General features: G+C 69.9%; 21 protein-coding genes. 11 read left to right on the forward strand and 10 right to left on the reverse strand.

The features are described 5' to 3' along the window. Positions 1-38: 38 nt before the first annotated feature. Entirely contained in the window at positions 39-1502 is a 1464-nt protein-coding gene (gene yczR / locus E7742_RS15405; RefSeq protein WP_137799731.1) for a MocR-like transcription factor YczR, read from the reverse strand. 63 nt (positions 1503-1565) lie between these two features. Here yczR and E7742_RS15410 point away from each other — a divergent pair, with 63 nt between their 5' ends. The 4 genes from E7742_RS15410 to E7742_RS15425 all read left to right on the forward strand — a co-directional run bounded on the left by E7742_RS15410 (position 1566) and on the right by E7742_RS15425 (position 4951). Further along, on the forward strand, positions 1566-1787 hold the full coding sequence (locus E7742_RS15410; RefSeq protein WP_175420501.1) for a hypothetical protein: 222 nt from the start codon (positions 1566-1568) through the stop codon (positions 1785-1787). Positions 1788-1833: 46 nt separating this feature from the next. Continuing rightward, positions 1834-3099, forward strand: coding sequence for a LuxR C-terminal-related transcriptional regulator (locus tag E7742_RS15415; RefSeq protein ID WP_137799732.1), 1266 nt, complete (start codon positions 1834-1836; stop codon positions 3097-3099). A 134-nt stretch (positions 3100-3233) separates the two neighbouring features. Then, positions 3234-4322, forward strand: a complete 1089-nt coding sequence (locus E7742_RS15420) for an S-(hydroxymethyl)mycothiol dehydrogenase (protein WP_137799733.1) — start codon at positions 3234-3236, stop codon at positions 4320-4322. Further along, a complete protein-coding gene (locus E7742_RS15425) occupies positions 4319-4951 on the forward strand; it encodes an MBL fold metallo-hydrolase (RefSeq protein WP_137799734.1) in 633 nt (210 codons plus the stop codon). Before E7742_RS15420 ends, E7742_RS15425 begins: the two co-directional genes overlap by 4 nt. A 5-nt stretch (positions 4952-4956) precedes the next feature. On the opposite strand, the gene E7742_RS15430 is transcribed toward E7742_RS15425, so the two are convergent. Beyond that, the gene (locus E7742_RS15430; RefSeq protein ID WP_137799735.1) at positions 4957-6486 is read right to left on the reverse strand and encodes a PucR family transcriptional regulator ligand-binding domain-containing protein; all 1530 of its coding nucleotides are present in this window, start codon (positions 6484-6486) and stop codon (positions 4957-4959) included. Positions 6487-6628: 142 nt separating this feature from the next. Between E7742_RS15430 and E7742_RS15435 the strand changes: the two genes are divergently transcribed. The 3 genes from E7742_RS15435 to E7742_RS15445 all read left to right on the forward strand — a co-directional run bounded on the left by E7742_RS15435 (position 6629) and on the right by E7742_RS15445 (position 11239). Next, positions 6629-8104, forward strand: a complete 1476-nt coding sequence (locus E7742_RS15435; protein ID WP_254699026.1) for a purine-cytosine permease family protein — start codon at positions 6629-6631, stop codon at positions 8102-8104. Positions 8105-8137: 33 nt separating this feature from the next. Continuing rightward, positions 8138-9658: an amidohydrolase family protein gene (locus E7742_RS15440; protein ID WP_137799737.1), complete on the forward strand. Its 1521-nt coding sequence runs from the start codon at positions 8138-8140 to the stop codon at positions 9656-9658. 540 nt (positions 9659-10198) lie between these two features. Continuing rightward, positions 10199-11239: an iron-siderophore ABC transporter substrate-binding protein gene (locus tag E7742_RS15445; RefSeq protein WP_137799738.1), complete on the forward strand. Its 1041-nt coding sequence runs from the start codon at positions 10199-10201 to the stop codon at positions 11237-11239. Here E7742_RS15445 and E7742_RS15450 read toward each other — a convergent pair whose 3' ends face one another. The 3 genes from E7742_RS15450 to E7742_RS15460 form a co-directional block, all read right to left on the reverse strand. Beyond that, on the reverse strand, positions 11240-11770 hold the full coding sequence (locus E7742_RS15450) for a GbsR/MarR family transcriptional regulator (RefSeq protein WP_137799739.1): 531 nt from the start codon (positions 11768-11770) through the stop codon (positions 11240-11242). A gap of 122 nt (positions 11771-11892) precedes the next feature. Then, a complete protein-coding gene (locus tag E7742_RS15455) occupies positions 11893-12507 on the reverse strand; it encodes a CG0192-related protein (RefSeq protein ID WP_137799740.1) in 615 nt (204 codons plus the stop codon). 108 nt (positions 12508-12615) lie between these two features. Continuing rightward, a complete protein-coding gene (locus E7742_RS15460; RefSeq protein WP_137799741.1) occupies positions 12616-13905 on the reverse strand; it encodes an adenylosuccinate synthase in 1290 nt (429 codons plus the stop codon). A 312-nt stretch (positions 13906-14217) separates the two neighbouring features. Here E7742_RS15460 and E7742_RS15465 point away from each other — a divergent pair, with 312 nt between their 5' ends. Continuing rightward, on the forward strand, positions 14218-14892 hold the full coding sequence (locus tag E7742_RS15465; protein ID WP_137799742.1) for a hypothetical protein: 675 nt from the start codon (positions 14218-14220) through the stop codon (positions 14890-14892). 26 nt (positions 14893-14918) lie between these two features. Next, positions 14919-15704: a site-2 protease family protein gene (locus E7742_RS15470; RefSeq protein WP_137799743.1), complete on the forward strand. Its 786-nt coding sequence runs from the start codon at positions 14919-14921 to the stop codon at positions 15702-15704. Between the two features lie 93 nt (positions 15705-15797). Here E7742_RS15470 and E7742_RS15475 read toward each other — a convergent pair whose 3' ends face one another. From E7742_RS15475 to E7742_RS15485, 3 genes are all read right to left on the reverse strand, one after another. Then, the gene (locus E7742_RS15475) at positions 15798-16079 is read right to left on the reverse strand and encodes a chorismate mutase (RefSeq protein ID WP_254699334.1); all 282 of its coding nucleotides are present in this window, start codon (positions 16077-16079) and stop codon (positions 15798-15800) included. 123 nt (positions 16080-16202) lie between these two features. Next, a complete protein-coding gene (locus tag E7742_RS15480; RefSeq protein ID WP_137799745.1) occupies positions 16203-17117 on the reverse strand; it encodes an aminotransferase class IV in 915 nt (304 codons plus the stop codon). Between the two features lie 51 nt (positions 17118-17168). Next, a complete protein-coding gene (locus E7742_RS15485) occupies positions 17169-18125 on the reverse strand; it encodes a helix-turn-helix transcriptional regulator (RefSeq protein WP_137799746.1) in 957 nt (318 codons plus the stop codon). A gap of 61 nt (positions 18126-18186) precedes the next feature. On the opposite strand from E7742_RS15485, the gene E7742_RS15490 reads away from it, so the two are divergent. Both E7742_RS15490 and E7742_RS15495 read left to right on the forward strand, forming a co-directional pair. Beyond that, positions 18187-18651, forward strand: a complete 465-nt coding sequence (locus tag E7742_RS15490) for a pyridoxamine 5'-phosphate oxidase family protein (RefSeq protein WP_137799747.1) — start codon at positions 18187-18189, stop codon at positions 18649-18651. Next, positions 18648-19571, forward strand: a complete 924-nt coding sequence (locus E7742_RS15495; protein ID WP_137799748.1) for an SDR family oxidoreductase — start codon at positions 18648-18650, stop codon at positions 19569-19571. Before E7742_RS15490 ends, E7742_RS15495 begins: the two co-directional genes overlap by 4 nt. Before the next feature lie 16 nt (positions 19572-19587). Here the strand turns inward: E7742_RS15495 and E7742_RS15500 are convergent, their stop codons facing one another. Together E7742_RS15500 and E7742_RS15505 are read right to left on the reverse strand one after the other, a co-directional pair. Beyond that, positions 19588-20511 (reverse strand): cation diffusion facilitator family transporter, encoded by a 924-nt coding sequence (locus E7742_RS15500; protein WP_137799749.1) that lies wholly within the window; start codon positions 20509-20511, stop codon positions 19588-19590. Positions 20512-20572: 61 nt separating this feature from the next. Continuing rightward, complete coding sequence (locus E7742_RS15505) at positions 20573-21667, reverse strand: FUSC family protein (RefSeq protein ID WP_137799750.1); 1095 nt, start codon at positions 21665-21667, stop codon at positions 20573-20575.

The following is a 21667-nucleotide window of genomic DNA, read 5'->3' on the forward strand; positions in this document are numbered from 1 at the left end:
CTGTCACTACCGAAAAGGCGCACCGGCCGCCCAGCGGCCTAGACGACCAGCGCCGGCTCGGCCGGGTCGACCGTGACCCCGAGCGCGTCGTACGCCGCGGCCACGCCCGCCACCGCGCGCCGGAGCTCGTCGGCCGGCCGCGCGTAGGGCAGCCGGATGTAGCGCTCGAACGCGCCCTCCACGCCGAAGCGCGGGCCCGCCGCCAGCACGACCCCGTGACTGGGGGCGGTCGCCGCGAGCGCGGTCGACACCGGTGCGGGCATCCGTAGCCAGAGCGACATACCGCCGGTCCCGACCGTGGGCACCCAGTCGGGCAGCCGGGCGGCCAGCTCGTCGAGCAGGACGGCCCGCTGGGCACGCAGGATCTCGCGCCGCGCCTCGACCGGGCCGTCGCCCGCGTCGAGCAGGTGCACCGCGGCGAGCTGGTCCATGACCGGCGTACCGAGGTCCGACGCGGACCGGGATCCGACCAGCCGGCCGATCAGTTCCGGTTCGGCGCGAATCCATCCCACCCGCAGGCCACCCCAGTGGGACTTGGACACCGACCCGATCGTCACCACCTCCGACAGACCCCGCCCGTGCGCCGCGACCGGCGCCGGCGGCGGCGCGTCGAGCCAGACGTCGACCATCGTCTCGTCGACCACCAGCGTCATCCGGGTCTCGCGCGCGATCCGGGCCAGCTCGGCGCGGCCGGCGTCGTCGAGGCACAGCCCGGTCGGGTTGTGGAAATCCGGGATCAGATAAGCCATCCCGGCCGCGGTCTGGCGCGCGGCACTGCGGATGCCGCCCAGATCCCACGCCCGCGACGCACCGCCCTCCGGACGCACCGGCACGGGAACCGGACGCCCACCCACCCGCCGGACCGCCGCCAACGCGTTGGGATACGTCGGATGGTCGACGAGGACCCGCTCCCCCGGCGCCGTGAGCACCCCGAGGAGCAGCCGGAACGCGTGCTGCGCACCCGAGGTGACCATGATCTGCGCCGGCGTCGTCTCGAGACCCCGCGCGCAGTAGCGGGCCGCGATGGCCTCGCGTAGCACCGCGATCCCGTGCGGCTCCATCCCGTGCGTGTCGAGGAAGGGGGGAAGTGCTTGCAGCGCAGCGCTGTACGCCTCCTGCACCTCGAGAACGGGGGCGACCATGGCCGCGTAGCTCAGATCCACGACGTCGCCGGCCTCGGGCCGACGGGCACTCCCGACGGCCGGCGCGCGGGGCGGAGCCGCCGGCATCGTCACGGTGCTCCGCGAGCCCTGTCGGCTGGACAGGAAACCCTCCTCACGCAGTACCGAGTAGGCGGTGGTGACGGTCGTCCGGCTCACCTGCAGCTCGCCGGCGAGTTCCCGCTCGCCCGGCAGCGCGGCACCGAGCGGGATGCGGCCGTCGTGCACGAGCAACCGGATCCCGTCGGCGAGGGCGCGGTACGCGGGCCGGCGTCCGGCGTCGTCGCGCCACCCACCGAGATCCCGCGAGACCGACCGCGCACCGACCGCATGCATCATCATGCGGTCCAGTATTCGAGTTCTGGCCATTTATATCAAGGCCACTTGCCCGACAGACTGACCGTCATGAGCACCGTCGTGACCCTGATCTGCATGGCCCTACTGGCCGGCTTCGTCTATTACTACCTCCCACCGGACCGGCCTCGACGGCTCTTTCGGCTCGAACAGTTCCGTCCTGCAGCGCCTTTGGCCGGAATCCTGGACGAGCCCGAGCGACCGGACGACGCGGTGGACGCGTCGGGCGGCGCACCGATCCCCGGCCAGGCCAGTACTACGGTACTGGACTGACCGCTCCGAACTGTGCGAGTCGAACCGCGGCCGGTATCGTGACCGCGTGAACGACACGGGGCCCGACGCGCTGCTGGACGGTCTGCGCGACGTCCTGGTCGGCCGCTTGTCCGACATCGGACGCCGGTTCTCGGCGCTGCTGGCCGACACCGTGCCGCACACCGCGCTGGTGATCTTCACGCGCGAGTGCACCGGCCGGCCCCGAAAGGTCGCCGGGGACCCGGACATCGTCGACCGGGTGACGATCGCCGAACTCGATTCCCTGCGTGCCGATCTCGCGCACGGACAGATCTTCTGCGGTCGCGCCGCCGTCGCCGGGCGCCTGCGGGAGGTGTACGCGATCCTCGACCGCACCGACACGCTGCTGGTGCTCGTCCCGGCGGGGCGGCCGCCGCGGCCGGCGGTGCTCGACACCGTCCGGGCGATGTTCGGCATCGTCGCCACCGCCATCCAGTTGCAGGTCCAGGGCGCCAGTCCGGCGTACCTGGCGGAGTCCCGCGCCGCGTCGGCGGAACGGGCGCGCACCATCGCCGAGCTCACCGAGGTGCACGCCACCACCCTCGAGACCTTGCTGGCGACGCTGCGCTCGCACGATCTCGACGACGACCGCGCCCGGTCCGCCGCCGGTGAGACGGCGTCGGCCGCACTGATCCGGCTGCGCACCACCGTCGACTCGCACCGCGAGTTCGCCGAGGAATCGGTGGTCACCGCGTTCGCCCGCCTGCGGGGCGAACTGCGCGGGCTGCTGCGCCACCGCGACCTCGAACTGGACCTGGTGGAGCCGGCGGTCGACGGCCGCGCCGTCCCGGGCGAGGTGGCCCACGGTGCCCGAGCGCTGGTCCGCGGCGCGGTGCTGTCACTGTCGGGGCAGGACGAGGTCACCCGCATCCGGGTGGGGTGGAGCTGCTCGGACACCGAGCTGGTGGTGGACGTGCGCGACGACGGGCGGGGGCTGGCCGACGTCGGTGAGCTCGAGCGTGAGCTGCGGCCCCGGGTCGAGACGCTCGACGGTACGCTGACCACGGAGTCGACATCCGGCTGGGGCTCGCGCGTGGTCGCGTCGCTCCCGCTGCAACCGCCCTCCACCACACCGCCGTCCCACCATGCGCTCGCCGACCTCGGCCGGCGCGAGCTCGAGGTCCTCGGCCACCTGGTCGCGGGCCGCCGGAACCGCACCATCGCCGAACGCCTCGGCGTCAGCGAGAGCACCGTGAAATTCCACGTGGCGGGGGTACTACGCAAGCTCGACGTCGCGACCCGTGCCGAGGCCGCCGCCCTCGGTGGGGAGGCGGGCGTCCGCCCCGTCCCCTGACCGTTCGGCCAGGTCCACCTCCCCGGTCGACCAGTCCCGGCATCGGCCGGCGGTGACTAGCCTCGTAGGCGGACGCGCATCTCACCCGGTGTGCGCCCGCGCGTTCACGTCGACCAAATTGGAGTGGAGAAACCATGCCGCAGCAGGTACGGGGCGTCATCGCCCGCTCGAAGGACGCCCCCGTCGAACTGGTGACCGTCAACATCCCCGATCCCGGCCCCGGCGAGGCCGTCGTCGCGATCGCGGCGTGCGGCGTGTGCCACACCGACCTGACCTACCGTGACGGCGGCATCAACGACGAGTTCCCCTTCCTCCTCGGCCACGAGGCCGCGGGCGTCGTCGAGGCCGTCGGCGAGGGTGTCGACACCGTCGAGGTGGGCGACTTCGTGGTCCTCAACTGGCGCGCGGTGTGCGGAAAGTGTCGCGCCTGCAAGCGTGGTCGCCCCCAGTACTGCTTCGACACCCACAACGCGAAGCAGAAGATGACCCTCGAGGACGGCACCGAGCTGACCCCGGCCCTGGGCATCGGCGCGTTCGCGGACAAGACGTTGGTCGCGGCCGGCCAGTGCACCAAGGTGGACCCCTCCGCCGATCCGGCCGTCGTCGGGCTGCTCGGCTGCGGCGTCATGGCGGGCATGGGTGCCGCGATGAACACCGGCAACGTCACCCGCGGCGACTCGGTCGCGGTCATCGGCTGCGGTGGCGTCGGTGACGCCGCCATCATGGGCTCGCGCCTCGCCGGGGCGAACAAGATCATCGCGATCGACCGGGATCCCAAGAAGCTCGAGTGGGCTGTCGAGCTCGGCGCCACCCACACCATCGACGCATCGAAGGTCGACGACGTGGTCGAGGCGATCCAGGACCTCACCGACGGCTTCGGCACCGACGTCGTGGTCGACGCCGTGGGCCGCCCGGAGACGTGGAAGCAGGCGTTCTACGCCCGCGACCTGGCCGGCACCGTCGTCCTCGTGGGCGTCCCCACCCCGGACATGACGCTCGAGATGCCGCTGGTCGACTTCTTCTCCCGCGGCGGGTCGCTCAAGTCGTCGTGGTACGGCGACTGCCTGCCCGAGCGCGACTTCCCGATGCTCGTCGACCTGTACCAGCAGGGCCGGCTGCCACTCGAGAAGTTCGTGACCGAGCGGATCAAGCTCGAGGACGTGGAGCAGGCGTTCGAGACCATGCACCGCGGCGAGGTGCTGCGTTCGGTGGTGGTCCTGTGAGCGGGGTCCTCAGGGTCGACCGCGTCGTCACGTCGGGCACGTTCGAACTCGACGGCGGCAGTTGGGATGTCGACAACAACATCTGGCTCGTCGGGGACGACGACGAGGTGGTGGTGATCGACGCGGCGCACACGGCGCAGCCGATCATCGATGCCGTCGGTGGCCGCAAGGTGGTGGCGATCGTGTGCACGCACGGCCACAACGACCACGTCACCGTCGCGCCGGAGCTCGCCGAGAAGCTCGACGCGCCGATCCTGTTGAACCCGGCCGACGACGGGCTGTGGCAGATGACCCATCCGGGCGTGCGCCACGGAGCACTCGAGGACGGCCAGCGGATCTCGGTGGCGGGCACCGACATCCAGGCCATCCACACGCCGGGCCACTCCCCCGGGTCCACGTGCCTGTACCTGCCCGAGGCCGGGGAACTGTTCTCCGGCGACACGCTCTTCTCGGGTGGTCCGGGCGCCACCGGACGCTCGTTCTCGGACTTCCCGACGATCATCGGGTCGATCCGCGACAAGCTGTTCGCGTTGCCCGCGCAGACCCGGGTCCACACCGGCCACGGTGACGACACCGCACTGGGCACCGAGGCACCGCACCTCGAGGAGTGGATCGCGCGCGGCCATTGACCGGGTCAGCGCGCTGCGGCGCCCCGCCGAGACGACGGCGGGGCGCCGCGCCGTTGCCGCGCGGCGTGCTCGATAAACACCGCGGTCATCACTCCCGGGATGCGGGCCGATCCCGCCGGTAGCGGTCCGATCGCGGCGAACAACCGATCCAGCCGCTGGTACAGCGTCTGGCGCTGGATCCCGAGCGTCCGGGCCGTCGCCGTCTTGCTCCCCCAGTTGGTGACGTACGCGAGCAGCGTCTCGAACAGCTCGCCGCGGCGCTCCCGGTCCCGTCGCAGCAACTCGCCGATCTGGTCGTCGACGAACGTCGTGACGGCACCGGTGTCCGAGAGGCCGCTGAGCAGCCGGGCGACGGCGAAGTCCCGGGCGTCGAGGACCACCCCGGCGCCGGGCCCGCAGTGCAGGGTGCGCGTGGTCCGGGCCTCCGTCAGGCATCGCCGGATCTCGTGACGGCCGCGCGCGCCCGGCCCGACCACCACCGTGCGAGCCCGAACGTGAACCAGCCTCGAGAACAGTTGTGCGCGTGCTGTTTCCATCGTCGACCAGCGGTCGAACTCGAGTACCGCCAGGTACTCCCGCCCCACCTGCTGACCCAGGTGCCGGCAGCACGAGGCGTCGACCAGATGCTCCATCGCCCCGGTCGAGATCTCGTCGTCGTACTCGATCAGCAGTGTCAGGTACGCGGCGGTCGTGCGCAGCCCCAGCCGTGCGGCGATCGCGTCGAGCTGCACCGCCAGGTCCGACGGTGGATGCCCGACGGTGGTGAGCAGCGAGAAGTAGCGGGTCTGCAGCCTCTCCTCGGTCGTCGGGGGCCGCGTGCTGAGCAGCGCGATGGCCAGGATCTCCGGTGCGCGTTCGAGTCCCGCGGTGATCAGATAGATGTCGGCGTCCCGCGCCGGCGCCAGCGTCAGGGTGGCGACGACCGTTCCGCCGAACGCCACGGACGCGTCGAACACGGCGTCGGTGTCGGGCGGGGCCGCCGGCCCGGCCCGGCCGATCACCTCTCCCGCCGGGGTCGTCAGCGTCACCGTCGAACACGTCTCCCGGCTCAGTGCCGCGAGGATCGCGTCCACGGCCGGCTGCTCCTCGATCGACGCGGACAGCACCCGCGACATCCGGTCGGCGATCTGCAGCCGGCGCAGCGTCGAGTCGGCCAGCTGGCTGTTGACGCTCTCGCAGATCTGCACGAACGGGACGCGGTGCCGCAGCTGCAGGACCGGGAAGCCGACGCGTTCGGCGTGCTCGACCAGCGGCGCCGGAATCGCCGGGAGCCGGTCCGTCCGTTCGACGGCCAGACCGGCCACCCCGGCCGCGGCGAGCGCGTCGACGTAGTCCCGCAGCTCGGTGTCCGTGCGACCGACCAGGTTGACGCCCTCCATGAGGATCAGCTCGCCGCCGCGCAGCAGCGGCGCGATGTCCAGCTGCTCGCTGGCGTGCACCCACCGCAGGTTGCGGTCGACGGCGCCGGCCGCCGCGACCGGCACGGGCCGGGCCGCGAGCATGTAGACGTCGTCCAACGCCCCTCGAAGATTCATGGCGACATTTTGTCCACCGCGTGTTACGTGCGACTTACATTCCGTAACGTCCGACGAAACAGTCGACGCGCAGGCTCGTGGCCGTAACCGAAAAGGCCTGAACGTCCGGGAATCCCGGACGTCGTCATCGAGGGAGTCCACCGTGAGTGCTACCACCCACGACGTCGAGGAGTCGTTGCAACCGATACCCGAAGGCGAACGCACGACCCGCCTGTCCGGTCAGTTCTGGATCTGGGCCGGCGCGAACATCGCCCCCATCAACTGGGTCCTGGGAGCACTGGGGATCAGCATGGGGCTGGGGCTCGCCGACACCCTGCTGGTACTGGTGCTGGGCAACCTCGTCGGCATGGCCGTCTTCGGGCTGTTCGTCCTGCTGGGCCAGCGCACCGGCACCACCGGCATGCTCCTGGGGCGCTCGGTCTTCGGCCGCCGCGGCAACTACCTGCCGTCGGCGATCCAGGCGCTGGTCGTCGTCGGCTGGTGCGCGGTCAACACCTGGATCGTGCTCGACCTGGTGATGGCGCTCTTCGGCGAACTCGGCTGGGTGGACCCCGACGCGTCGAACATCGGGTGGAAGATCGGCGTCGCCTTCGGAATCATGGCGATCCAGGTCGGCATCTCGATGGCCGGCTACCGCGCGATCTCGGCCTTCGAACGCTGGACGGTCCCGCCCACCGTGGTGGTCCTCGTGCTGATGTCCGTCGTCGCCTGGTTCCGCTTCGACATCGACTGGAGCTACGCCGGTCCGGACGAAGTCACCCTCGGTGGCACCGAGCGGATCGTCGCGATGTCGGGCGTCATGACCGCGATCGGGATCGGCTGGGGACTGACCTGGCTGACGTACGCCGCCGACTACTCCCGTTTCGTGAGCACCGGCGTGCCGCGCAGAAAGCTGTACCTGGCCAGCGCCCTGGGTCAGTTCATCCCCGTCGTGTGGCTCGGCGTCCTGGGCGCCACGCTCGCGACCAGGAACGGATCGGTGGACCCCGGACAGCTGATCGTCGAGAACTACGGCACGCTGGCGATTCCGGTGCTGTTGCTGGTCCTGCACGGCCCCATCGCCACGAACGTACTGAACGTGTACAGCTTCAGCGTCGCCGCGCAGGCACTCGACATCAGGGTCGGCCGCCGCAAGCTCAACCTCGTCGTCGGCGTCCTGGCGCTGGCCGCCGCCGTGTTCTTCGTCTACCAGGAGGACGCCGCGAAGACCCTGGACGCGTGGCTGGTCGGCGTCGTCGGCTGGGTCGCCACGTGGGGCGCGATCATGCTGGTGCACTACTACATCCTCGAGCGCCGCACCCGACGGTTCGATCACCTCTTCGACCCGGTCGGCTCGCCGCGCCTTCCCGACGTCAACGCCAGAGCGCTGATCGCGTTCGCGGTCGGCGTGGTCTGCACCTGGATGTTCCTGCAGGGCACGGTGCCGGCGCTGCAGGGCTTCGGTTCCCGCGCGCTCGGCGGCCTCGACGTGTCGTGGCTCGCCGGCAGCGCCGCGGCCGGGCTCACCTACTACCTGCTCGCACGGAAGTCGCATCGGCAGTGGACCTCCCGCCGGGTGATCGCCGGGTCGCCGTCGTTGCCCGAGGACGCGCCGGCGCCGGTGGCTCCCCTCGCCTGACCCCACCCCCGCCCCTCCGAACCAGGAAGTCACATGGGAATCTTCATCCGCAACGCACACGTCATCACCATGGACCCCGTCACCGGCTCCGAGCCCGTGGTGCGCAGCCTCCGCATCGAGGACGGGGCGATATCTGCGATCGGGGCCGATCTGCAGCCCCGCGACGGCGATCGTGTGATCGACGGGCAGGACCGGCTGGTCGCACCGGGTTTCGTCAACGCGCACACACATTCCTGGGAGATGTTCTACAAGGGGCGGTACGACAACCTGCCACTGGAACTGTGGATGGCGCAGTGCTACCCGATCCTCGGGGACAGCTACGTCGAGCCGGATCTCGTCCGCCTGCGCAGCACACTGTTCGCGATCGAGTCGCTCAAGGCGGGCGTGACCACCGTGGTCGACGACGTGCTCGAGAACCCGCGTCAGGACTGGGCACAGTTGTCGGCAGTCTTCGACGCCTACGAGCGGATCGGCATCCGGGCCAACATCTCCGGGCACGTGGTCGGCAAGCCGTTTCTCGACACGCTGCCGTTCGCGTCCGAGTACCTGCCCGAAGCGATCGTCGCACAGGTGCGATCGCAACCGGTACCCACCGCCGAGGAATATCTCGACTTCAGCCGAAAGGCCTTCGAGCAGTACCACGGACGCGGTGACGGTCGGCTGCGGTACATGGTCGCGCCGTCCGCACCGCAGCGGTGCGGTGCGGACGTGCTCGTGGGAGCCACGCAACTGGCCCGCGAGTACGACGCGGAATGCCACATCCACGTGCTCGAAACCAAGACGCAACTGGTCACCGGCGCCGAACTGTACGGGCAGTCACTGGTCTCGTACATGCACGAGATCGGCGCGCTGTCCCCCAACACGACGCTGGCGCACGGTATCTGGTTGACCGAGGACGACATGGCGATGGTTGCCGACGCCGGGACGTCCATCTCGCACAATCCGATCTCGAACCTCAAGCTCGGCTCCGGCATCGCGGCCTGGCGCAGACTTCGCGACGCCGGCGTCAACCTCGGCCTGGGCACCGACGGCTGTTCGAGCAGCGACTCCCCGCGCATGCTCGACGTCGTCAAGACCGCCGCGCTGCTGCACAAGGTCACCACACCCGATTTCACGGCGTGGCCACGGGTGGAGGAGGTGCTGCGGGCCGGGACGGTCGACGGGGCCCGTACCGCGATGCTGCAGGAGACCGTCGGCGCGCTCGAGGTCGGCAGGGCCGCCGACCTGGTGATCTACGATCTGGCGACGATGGCGTTCACGCCCCGCCAGAAGCTGGATCACCAACTGGTCTACTCGGAGAACGGCTCCTCGATCGAGACCGTGATCGTGGCCGGCCGCATCGTCGTGGACGGCGGTGAGGTCACCACGGTCGACGAGCGGGCCGTCCGCGCCGAACTGGACGAGCGGCTGAGCGAGATCAAGGCCTGGCAGGACCGCCTGGACACCGAAAACCGGGTTTTCACGGATGCTTTCACGGCGATGTATCACCGGGCAACGGGCACACCGGCCGCGATCAACCGCTTCAGCGGGGACGAACGCGCCTGGCTCGTCTAGACCGCCTGGCTCGACTAGACACCGTTCCGATCGGCTACCTGCGAGAAGCGCCGAGGCCGGGCCTCCGCGAGGCGGAGACCCGGCCTTCTCGTGCGCGACGCCCGATTACGGCGTCGGCTCCGTGGGCGGAGTCTGCTCTTCACCCGACGATCCGAGGAACGCCAGCAGCTTGTTGATGATGCCGAGGAAACCATCGAGTTCGGACGACATGTTTTCTCCAATCTGTTGGGTGTTTCTCTTCCGTACCCCCTCGGGAGGGGCACATTTGATCTTGTACCCGTGGGAGCGGGACGCCTAAACCCCTCGATCACAAAAACTTTCAGATTTCTCGGTAGCCGCAGGTGAGCGCGTTGCCGCCCGTCGCCATTCGGCGGCGGACGCACCACCGTGGGCCACAGAGACAGTTTCGTCAACCACAGATTGACGCTTCCGTCGTGATCCCGTCGCCTCGCTGCGGCCAGAACTTTCATTTGAGTTGAAATTTCAGAAAAGGTAAGCCTATGCTCACCTCGCATCGTCGACGTGTCGAAAGGCTGCTCCATGAGATTCGCCCGACCGCGGACCCTCCCCCGGTCCGCCCTGTTGTCCGGCCTCACAGCCGCCGCTCTCGTCCTGGTGGGCTGTAGCTCGAGCGAGCCGGCGAGCACGGCCGGCGACACGGACTTCGAGACCGTCACCATCGAGCACGCTCTGGGGACGGCGGTGATCACCGAGAAGCCCGAACGCATCGTCACGCTGGGCCAGGGTTCGGCGGAGACCGCGATCGCGCTGGGCACCGTGCCGGTGGGGATCGAGGAATACCGGTGGGGCAGTGACGACACCGGCTACCTGCCGTGGATCCACGAGGCGGTGACCGAGCAGGGCGCCGACCTGCCCGTCCAGTTCACCGGTGGCGACGAGATCGACATCGAGGCGATCGCCGCACTGGACCCGGACCTGATCCTGGCGCCGTGGTCGGGCATCACCCAGCAGCAGTACGACGCCCTGAGCGCCTTCGCTCCCACCGTGGCCTATGCGGAGAAGCCGTGGACCGTCACGTGGGAGGACCAGATGAGGGTGATCGGTGCGGCGATGGGCGAGCCCGCCGAGGCGGACGCCCAGATCGCGAAGATCAAGTCCCGGTTCGACGACGCCGCCGCCGCACATCCCGAGTACGCGGACGTCTCGTTCTCGTACGTCTACAACACCGGCCCGGGCACGCTCGGCGTGTTCTTCCCCGACGAGCAGCGCGTCGCCATGGTGCGGGGCCTGGGACTGCGAGTCGACCCGGTCGTGAACACCCTGACGGAGACCGAGGGGACCGACTCGGCCGTGATCGGCCTCGAGAACGCACACCTGCTGAAGGATTCCGATCTGCTGTTCACCTTCTACTCCGACGACGCCAACCGCGCCGACGTCGAGGCCCAGCCGGTGTACCGCCAGATCCCGGCCGTCTCCCGCGGATCGGTTGTGGCGCCCGAGGATCAGCCGTTCGTCACCGGCTCGTCGATCATCAATCCGCTGACCGTGCCGTGGTCGATCGAACGCTATGTTCCGATGATCGACGAGGCCGTCGGCAAGCTCGGCACGCCCGGGGCGTGATCACTCGGACTCGTCGCGACCGGGTGCCTGCGCATCGCGCTGCGCCTTGAAGCGGTTCCACTCGCTGCGCAGCATCCGGTTGTCGATGATCCAGCCCATGTAATCCCGCATGTTCAGCACGCGCTCGTAGGCCGGCCCCTCCGGGTCGGTGTGCGCGAGCGCCGCGACGGCCAGGCGCCGCTGATTCTCCAGGTACGTGTGCTCGTTCTCGAGAAATCCACCCCACACGTCCGAATCCATTGCGTAGTAATGAGTTCGGTCTCGTGGTTTACGGATCAACTTGACGAAGCCGCGGTCGATCAGGCGCCGCACGTAGGTGGACACCGAGCCGCGACTGGCACCGAGCCGGGTCGCCAGTTCCTCGGCGGTCACTCCGGTCGACTCGTCGATCAGCAGATACCCGGCGATGCGGCCCTCGATGCGCGAGGCCCCGGCCGACTGCCAGTAGTCGGCGAACCGCTCGACGAACCAGGCCGAGAACTCGGCACCTGTCGCGGGGCCGCCGCCGTCGGTGCTGGTGCCCTCGCCCATGCGCGCCTCGACATCCCGTCTCTCGAACAACTTTTGCCGACGTTCATTATGCCGACCATCGAAGCGGCTGCGACGTCCCGCCGGTCCGAGGACGGCGCGCGGGAGGGATACCCGGACGAGTGTCAGCGCACCGTCGCGAGAATGCCGCGGCCGCCGTCCCATTCGCCGAGCAGGGCGGCCCCGGACGGGTCCGCGTCCGCCGGCCGATGATGGACGACGACGGTGACCCCACCCGCCTCGACGACCGTGTCCGCACCGTCGGCGGTCACCTGTACGTCGGCGACGGCCGGCACCGCGGCACCGGCCACACCGGTCCCCCAGGCGTGCGCGGTGTTCTCCACCCGCTTCGGCGTCCCCCCGTCGACGTGGACGAACTGTTCGGCCTCACGCCCGCCCTCGTACACGGCGGCCAGCAGCTGCCGCACGTAGACGGGATCGGTGGTCGCGTCGTGCACGTAGCGGTGCCCGAGCACCGAGTGCTCCATCTCCCCGACCAGCCGTGCACCGGGCAGCGCGGCGGACCGATACGTCAGCGGCACCTGGTACACCGCACCGTCGGCGTCGTCGCGCACCAGGTGGATCTCGATGCCGACCTCGCCGTCCGGGTCGTCGAACCGGTACGCGCCCACCGGGGTGACGGTCGCCGTCTCACCGGCGAAGTACGACGCCGAGGGCAGCCACGCCGCGATCAGTTCCGGCTTGGTGGGGGACAGCTGTGCCGCGTAGAGGAGGGCCATGCCCCCGATGGTAACCGGCGTGCACCTCAGCACCCCGGAACGCCGAATGTCACATGCGTTCAGTCGAACTGGACGCATGTGACATTCGGTCGGAACGGTCGAAGCGGGTCAGGCCAGGATGTCGTGCCGGACGATGGTCTCGTCGCGGCCGGGGCCGACGCCGATGCACGAGATCCGTGCACCCGAGAGCTCCTCGAGCCGCAGCACGTAGTTCTGTGCGTTGACCGGCAACTCCTCGAAGGTGCGGCAGTGCGAGATGTCCTCCCACCAGCCCGGCATCTCCTCGTAGATCGGCTTGGCGTGGTGCACGTCGGTCTGCGTCATCGGCATCTCGTCGACGCGCTCGCCGTCCACCTCGTAGCCGACACAGATCGGGATGGTGTCCAGGCTCGACAGCACGTCGAGCTTGGTGAGGAAGTAGTCGGTGATGCCGTTGACGCGGGTGGCGTACCGGGCGATGACGGCGTCGAACCAGCCGGTGCGGCGTGCGCGACCGGTGGTGACACCCACCTCGCCGCCCTGCTTGGCCAGGTACTCGCCGTGGTTGTCGAACAGCTCGGTCGGGAACGGGCCCGAGCCGACGCGGGTGGTGTACGCCTTGAGGATGCCGAGCACCGTGGTGATGCGGGTGGGGCCGATACCGGAGCCCACCGCGGCGCCGCCGGACGTCGGGTTCGACGACGTCACGTACGGGTAGGTGCCGTGATCGACGTCGAGCAGCGTGCCCTGCGACCCCTCGAGCAGCACGGTCTCGCCGCGCTCGAGCGCCTGATTGAGCTGCAGACGCGTGTCGGCGATCCGGTGCTTGAAACCCGCGGCCTGGGTGAGGACCTCGTCGACCACCTGCTGCGGGTCGAGGGCCTTGCGGTTGTAGATCTTCACGAGCACCTGGTTCTTGAACTCCAGGGCGGCCTCGACCTTCTGGGTGAGGATCTTCTCGTCCAGCACGTCGGCCACGCGGACACCGACACGCGCGATCTTGTCCTGGTAGCAGGGGCCGATGCCGCGGCCCGTGGTGCCGATCTTCTTGGCGCCGAGGAAGCGCTCGGTGACCTTGTCGATGGCCACGTGGTACGGCATGATCAGGTGCGCATCGGCGCTGATCAGCAGCCCGCTGGTGTCGACGTCACGCTCCTCGAGCCCGGCCAGTTCCTCCAGCAGTACGCCCGGATCCACCACGACGCCGTTGCCGATCACGTTGGTGACGCCCGGGGTGAGGATGCCCGACGGGATCAGATGCAGCGCGAACTTGTCGCCGTTGGGCAGGACCACGGTATGCCCGGCATTGTTGCCGCCTTGGTATCGCACCACCCACTGCAGGCTTCCGCCCAGTAGATCGGTAGCTTTGCCCTTACCCTCGTCGCCCCACTGGGCACCGATGAGGACGATTGCCGGCATTTCCCTGTCTCCTACGGTCGACGTGCAGTCGTATCCGACTGCATGGTTCCTGCCGTGGTGTAGGCAGTGGCCGGAGGCACAGTCTAGCCGAGCCCACCGGTCCGGCGGCCGTCGCGTCCTCCGAACCCGCCCGAAACGGACATCGCGGGGCGCCGATCGTTTGCGACGCCCACCCGGATTCGGGTAGACATCGAAATGCCCTTGCGAGCGACGACAGGTCCATGTCGCCGCTGCCGTGGCGTGGCATGGCGTGAGAGGCGTCCACATCGGAGCGTCGGATTTCGGCAGCGTCGGATATCGGCAAGGAGTTTCATGACCCCGGTAGTGCTCAAGTGCGGCGATGCGCCGTTACCGCTGGCGCTGCGCTCACTCGACGTCTTCAACGCCCCCGCGGTCCCGGAGAAGGACGACTTCGACGAGGCGTTCGCGAAACTCGAGACGGTGGAGAAGCCGCGACTGATCGTCGTCGGCGAGGACGCCGCGCTCGCGGCCGCGCTCACCCGGCTGATGCGTACCGAGCGGCTGCACATCGAACTCGCGTACGTCCCCGAGGACCGGACCGACGCGACTCACGCGTACGGGCTGCGGACCGGTTCGAAGGCAGCGTCGATCGCGGTGTCGGGTGCTGCCCGTGCCCTGCCGCTCGTCCGCGACGACGCCGGCATCGCCCTTGTCGGTGAGGCGCGGATCTACGGATCCGAACACGCGGGGGAACTGACCGGCGAGGCGTACGTGGACGACGAGCGACTGTTCTCCGGAACCGTGCCGGGCATGCGGATCGTGCCGATCCCGGAGGCTCCCGGACTGCGGTCGACCGTCGACAAGCGCCGATGGTTCGGTGGCCACCGGTGGCTGACGGGTCGCGCCGTCCAGCTCGGGTCCCCGTCGGCGGTGGTCACGCGGGACGGCGTCCGGACCCCGCGCGCACTCAAGCGCTCCACGTTCTACCGCCACCACGAGGACTGGCTGCTCGTTTACGGCTCCTGAGTCCACTTCGTCTGGATACTGGGGGCATGTACCCCGACTCCCGAACCCGGGCCGCGCGTGTCCGTCCGAGCCCGGTCTTCCTCGGCATCGTCGCGATCGCCGTCGCGGGCGGCGTGGTCGCCTGGCGTGCCGCCGACGACGCCTCCTCGGGCCGCATCGGGGTGTTCGTCCTGGTGGTGGCCGGCTGGGTCGTGACGCTGTGCCTGCACGAGTTCGCCCACGCGTTCGTCGCGTGGCGAAACGGCGACCACGACGTCGTGCTCCGCGGCTACCTCACCCTCGATCCGCGCAAGTACACCCAGCCGCTGCTGTCGATCGGGTTGCCGGTGCTGTTCCTCGCGCTCGGCGGCATCGGGCTGCCGGGAGGTGCGGTGTACCTCGACACGTGGGCGATGTCGCCGCGCACCCGCACCCGCGTCGCGTTGGCCGGGCCGGCCGTCAACGCCGTCACCGCGGTGGTGCTGTTGGCAGTGATCCAGGTGTTCGGGCCTGAGAACGGCGTCGGTGACCACCGGGTGTTCTGGTACGGACTGAGCTTCCTGGCGTTTCTGCAGGTGATGGCGACGATCCTGAACCTGCTCCCGGTGCCGGGGCTGGACGGCTACGGCGCGCTCGAACCGCACCTGCAGCCGGACACGCGGGCGGCGCTCGACAAGTTCAAGCCGTACGGGCTGCTGCTGTTGGTCGCGCTGCTGTTCGTGCCGCAGATCAACTCCGCGTTCTTCGACACGATCTACTGGATCTTCGGGCTGTCCGGGATCCCCGACGTGTACGCGGCGTACGGCAACTACCTGATGCAGTTCTGGCGCTGACGCAGATACTGTTCGCGCGCCGGCGCGCGGCGCCGCGAGGCGTGGCCGCGCCGGCCCCGATCGGAACGTCACCGTCCGACCGGGGCCGACCGGTCACATGACATGACCCAAGCGCCCCCGCCCGAGCCTGAGCAGCAACAACGCAAGCGTGTGCCCCTCGGGCCCCAGATCGTCGAAACGCGACAGCACGCTCATCTCTCGGGTGTGCACCAATCGAGTGCCGCCGCCGAGCATCCGCACCTCACCGATCAGGCGGGAGAGCTCGGTGCGCCGCTGGATCGCCGCCAGGATCTGTTCGTCCAGACGGTCGATCTCCCCACGGAGTTGCTCGATGTCGACGGCCGGTTGACGGTCGGCCCCACGGTCCGTCGGCATGTCCGATACCTGTGCGCTGGTCATGTCACCCACGCTAGGTAGGCGGCCACGTAGGGGTGTAGGTAGTTCACTACCCGATCTCGCGCCCGGCCCGGGGCGGGCGGAACGCGCCCCGGGACGGCGTCAGGCCAGGGCGGTGACCCACCCGTGCAGCTCGTCCGAGCGCAACGCCGACGCGTGGCGCTTGCGCAGTGCCTCGCAGACCGGACCCTGTCGACCGTCGCCGACGACCCGTCCGTCCACCTCGACGACCGGCGCCACCCCCGCCGACGTCCCGGTCACGAACACCTCGTCGGCGATGTAGAGCTCCGTGAGATCGACCGTCCGCTCCACGACCGGTATGCCGTCCTCCGCTGCGAGGGTGAGCAGCGTGCGCCGGTTGATGCCGTCGAGGATGTCGCACGAGACGTCCGGGGTGATCAACGCGCCGCCACGGACCAGGAAGATGTTGGCCGCGCTCAGCTCGCACACGTGCCCGGCCCCGTCGAGGAAGATCGCGTCGTCGTAGCCCGCGTCGATCGCGTCCTGCTTGGCCAGAACCGAGTTGACGTACGCCCCGTTGACCTTGGCCCGGGACGGGATCGCGAAGTCGGGGATGCGGCGCCACGTGCTCGTCTTCAGCCGCATGCCGTCCTGCGGGACGATCGGGACCGCGTCGTACGCGAACATCGAGACCGCGGTGCGCAGACCCCGCACCCGGGTGCCCGGAATCGACTCGTCGACGTGGACGGTGGCGCGCACGTAGACGTCCGACGTCGGCGCGTTGGCGGCGACGAGTTCGGATGCGGCCGTGACGAACCGGTCGAAGGTCCACTCGTCGTCGAACCGGTCGATGCCGATGATCCGGCACGACTCGACCAGTCGCCGATAGTGATCCGCGAGCCGGAACGCGGTCCGGACCTGGCCGTCGACGTGCACCGGGAAGACCGTGTACACGCTGAGCCCGTACAGGACCGCGGAGGTCGCGACGCCCAGCGTCGCCTCCCGCGCGGGGACGAGTCGATCACGGTAGTAGACGTGCGGATGCGGATCGGCCATGGCGCGATCGTAGAGAAGCCCGCCGAGCCCGGACAGCGAATTTCGCGGCCCTCAGTCGTTGAGTCGGGCGGTGCGCCGCGCCGCCTCCCGCAGCGCGGACCGCAGCGACGGCGGTTCGAGTACCTCGATCCCCGGCCCGAACGCGAGGAACTGGTCGAGCGCCACCTCCTCGGCCTCGAGCCGCAGTTCCACCGTCACCCACCCGTCACCGTCGGGTGCCGACGGCGGCACCTTCGCCGCCTCCTCCCCCACCACCGACGGCAGACGCCGCCACGCGTACGGCGACAACCGCACGCGGCACGGAAAGCGCAGCAGCGCCCGGTCGAACGCGGCCGTCGACTCGGCCCACCACCCGGCCAGGTCGAACGCCTCCGGTCGCCGGGCCGGTTCGCCCAGTACCCGCGCCGAAGCGATCCGCGACACCCGGTACGACAGCGTCCGATCCCGATGGCGCGCAACGAGATACCAGACGCCGGCCTTTGCGACCAGGCCGAGCGGATCGAGTGTGCGCGTCACGCTCCGTGCGCCCTTGCGGTAGCCGATCGTCAGGCGTCGGCCCTCGAGCACCGCCGTCGCGACCGCCGCCAGCTCGCCCGGATGCTGCGACCGGGAAAACCAGCCGGGGGCGTCCACATGCAGACGTTCGCGCCACAGCAACGCCCCGGCCCGCAACGGAAGCGGCAGCGCCCCCAGCAGTTTCGCCTCGGCACGCGCGGTGACGTCGGCCAGTCCGAGGTCGTCGGCGAGCCCCGGGATGCCCAGCAGCATCAGCGCCGACGTCTCCGCCCCCGTCATGCCCGAAAGCTTGGACTGCCACCCGTCGAGCAACCGGATACCGCCGCCCGGCCCACTCTCGGTGTAGAGCGGCACGCCGGCCGCCTGCAGCGCCGCGACGTCCCGGTACACCGTCCGGACGGACACGCCGAGTTCGTCGGCCAGGCGTGCGGCGGTGCAGCCGGGGCCGCCCTGCAACCGCAGCATGAGGTCGAGCAGTCGACTGGAGCGCACCGGCACAGCCTACGAAAATCACTGACAGTAGATGTCAGTGACCGGCGCGCAGACTCGGTGCATGACAACTTGGCAGGAGTTCTCCGCGTCCGCCCCGCCGCTGGCCGACGCCGTCCGTGCGCGACTGACCGCCCACCGGCATCACGTGCTCGCGACCCTGCGGGCGGACGGTTCGCCCCGCGTGAGCGGCACCGAGGTCGAGATCTTCCGGGGACTGCTCGTGCTGGGGTCGATGCCCGGCGCCCGCAAGGCACGGGATCTGCAGCGCGACCCGCGGTACGCGCTGCACACCAATCCCGGTCACCATTCCATGGAGGGCGGCGACGCCAAGATCTCCGGCCGGGCCCGCGAGCTGCAGGGCGGCGAGAAGCAGGCGATCCTGGACTCGTACCCGGAGAACCCCGGCGCCGACGCCCACATCTTCGAGCTGAGCATCGACGAGGTGGTGCTGACGACGGTGGCGGACGATCGGCTGCACGTCGATCTGTGGCGGCCGGGCGCCGACGTCACCCGGGTCAGCCGGTGACCGCGCCGGCCCTGTCCGGGAAGGTCGCGCTGGTCGCGGGGGCGACGCGCGGCGCGGGCCGGGCGATCGCCGTCGAGCTCGCGCGGGCGGGAGCTGTCGTCTACGCGACCGGGCGCAGCAGCCGGGTGGACGGCCGCTCCGAGATCGACCGGCCCGAGACCATCGAGGAGACCGGCGAGCTCATCGCGGCCGTCGGCGGCGACGGTGCCGCACTGCGCGTCGACCACCTCGACCCCGACCAGGTGCGTGCCCTGGTCGAGCGCATCGACGGCGAGCACGGTCGCCTCGACATCCTGGTCAACGACATCTTCGGCGGCGACCGCTACGCCCAGTTCGGGACCGCGCTGTGGGAGCACGATCTGGACGGCGGCCTGCGGATGCTGCGGATGGGGATCGACACCCACGTGATCACCAGCCACTTCGCGCTGCCACTGCTGATCCGCCGGCCGGGCGGTCTGGTCGTCGAGATGACCGACGGCACCGCCGAGTACAACGTCGCCTACCGGCACCAGGTCGGGTTCTTCTACGACCTCGTCAAGGCGGCGGTGCAACGCATGACCACCGCACTGGCGTACGAGATGGCACCGCACGGCGGCGCGGCGGTCGCGGTGACCCCGGGCTGGCTGCGGTCGGAGAACATGCTCGACGCCTTCGGCGTCACCGAGGACAACTGGCGTGACGCCCTCGAGCAGGTGCCGCACTTCGCGATCTCCGAGACTCCGACGTTCGTCGGCCGGGCGGTGACCGCGCTGGCCGCGGACCCGAACGTCGGCGAGTTCAGCGGCGGGGTGGTCTCGAGCGGGCAACTGGCGCAGCGCTACGGGTTCACCGACGTCGACGGTTCCCGCCCCGACTGCTGGCGGTACCTGGTCGAGGTGCAGGACCGGGACCTGCCGGCGAACACCGACGGCTACCGCTGAGGGCGCGGGGTTCGCGTCACCACGTGAGGTCCTCCCGGCACCGCGAACCCTCGGCGCACGACTCCACCTGGACGGTGGCGTGGCCGAGACCGTGCGCGTCCAGCACGGTCTTGGCCGCGGCCAGCACCCGCTGCGAGTCCGACTCGGTGGTCAGGTGCACCGTCGCGACGTCCATCCCGGTGGTGAGCGTCCACACGTGCAGGTCGTGGACGTCGGAGACCTCGGGCACCGCGAGCAGATCGGTGCGGACGGCGTCCACGTCGACGTTCGCGGGGGACGCCTGGGTGAGGATCCGTAGTGCCGAGCCGGCGAGCTTGAGTGCCCGCGGCACCACCCACAGCGAGATCAGCACGCCCACCACGACGTCGGCGTACGTCCAGTCGAACAACACCAGCGCGGCACCCGCGAGCAGCACGCCGACGCTGCCGACGGCGTCGGCGAGCACCTCGAGGTACGCGCCGCGGACCGCGATGGAGTCCTTGGCGTCGCCCCGCAGCATCAGCATCACCACGACGTTGGCGGCGAGCCCGGCCACCGCGGTGGCCATGAGCGGGATCCCGGGAATCTCCGGAGCGTCCCCGATGCGGCCGATCGCCTCGTACATGACGAAGGCGGCGACACCGAGCAGCAGTACCGCGTTGGCCATCGCGGTGAGGACCTCGGCGCGGTGCCACCCGAACGTGCGGGCGGCCGCCTTGGAACCCTGCTTGGCGAGCAGCAGCGCGGCCAGGCCCATCGACATGCCGACCACGTCGGTGAGCATGTGCCCGGCGTCGGCGAGCAGCGCGAGTGATCCGATCGCCACCGCCACGGCCGCCTCGAGCGCGAGGAACCCGACCAGGATCGCGAGCGCGATCACCATCTTGCGAATGCGCGCCCCCGACGGCCCGGCGCCGCTGCCGGCGACATTCCCGTGACTGTGCCCGTGACCGGCTCCCATGACCACCCTCCTCGTAGATCAGCGCCCATCATATGCACACATTCGCATATATAGAAGGGGCTCACATGTCGGGGCGGTACGCGGGCTTGGGCACGGTGGGTGGCAGCGTTGCGATCGCGGAGATCCGGCCGAGCCCGGCCACCTGTAGCAGGTCCACCAACAGCGAGCGGATCTGCGCGAACACGACGGTCGCGGACAGACCCGAGTTCTCCACGAGTTCGGGTTTGAGCGCCGACGACACCGTCCGCAGCACGCGGGCGGCCTCGGCCTGGTCCGGCTGTTCTCCCGGCTCGGACAGGATCATCTGCCGCAGGACGTCCAGGGCGTGCGAGAGCTTCTCGATCTCGTCCACCAGGCGCGGGTCGAGGATCTCGTCGTCCCGGACCAGCGACAGCGACCGTCGCGAGAGCACCCGGATGTTGCGCATCGCGTTGTCGATCGGATCGGCGGTGGCGGTCAACCGGGCCAGTCGCGTCCGGGTGCCCCAGTACAGCGGCGAGATGCGACTGATCTCCTTGCCGCCCGAGAGGTTGGAGCGGAGGGAATCGATCGCCGGCTGCGTCTCGCGAGCCTTGCGCAGCGCCTTCTCGATCGGTTTCGGATCGTTTGCGATCAGCCCGTCGGCCACCAGTTGCAGCACGTCGGCCGCGGTCGCGAGGATTCCGGCGGCGTCGCGTCGGGCGCGCCGGACGGGGTGAGTCGGCACCACCGCGACCACCAGGACGCCGACGATCCCACCGGTGAGCGCATCGACCATGCGCTCGAAACCGGCCGCGTCACCGGGCGGTAGCAGCGTCGCGACCAGCACCGCGGACGTGCCGGCCTGCATCGAGAAGATGGGACCGAAGCCGATCAGGACCGCGGTCCCCATCGCCAGCGTGACGACCAACGTGATCTGCCACGCCCCGCTGCCGATCACCGAGATGATCAGATCGCCGATCCCGATGCCGACGGTCACGCCGCAGACCAGCTCCACCGAGCGGCGCAGCCGGGCACCGAGCGAGAGTCCCAGTGAGACCACGGCCGCGATGGGCGCGAAGAACGGGCGGGTGTGGCCGACGACCGCCGTCGCGACGAACCATGCGAGGCCGGCCGCCAACCCACACTGCAGCACCGGCAGCGCCGAGACCTTCAGGCGGCGGAACCCCGCCACCAC

Origin of the sequence: Rhodococcus sp. SGAir0479, assembly GCF_005484805.1 — a bacterium.
GTDB lineage: Bacteria > Actinomycetota > Actinomycetes > Mycobacteriales > Mycobacteriaceae > Prescottella.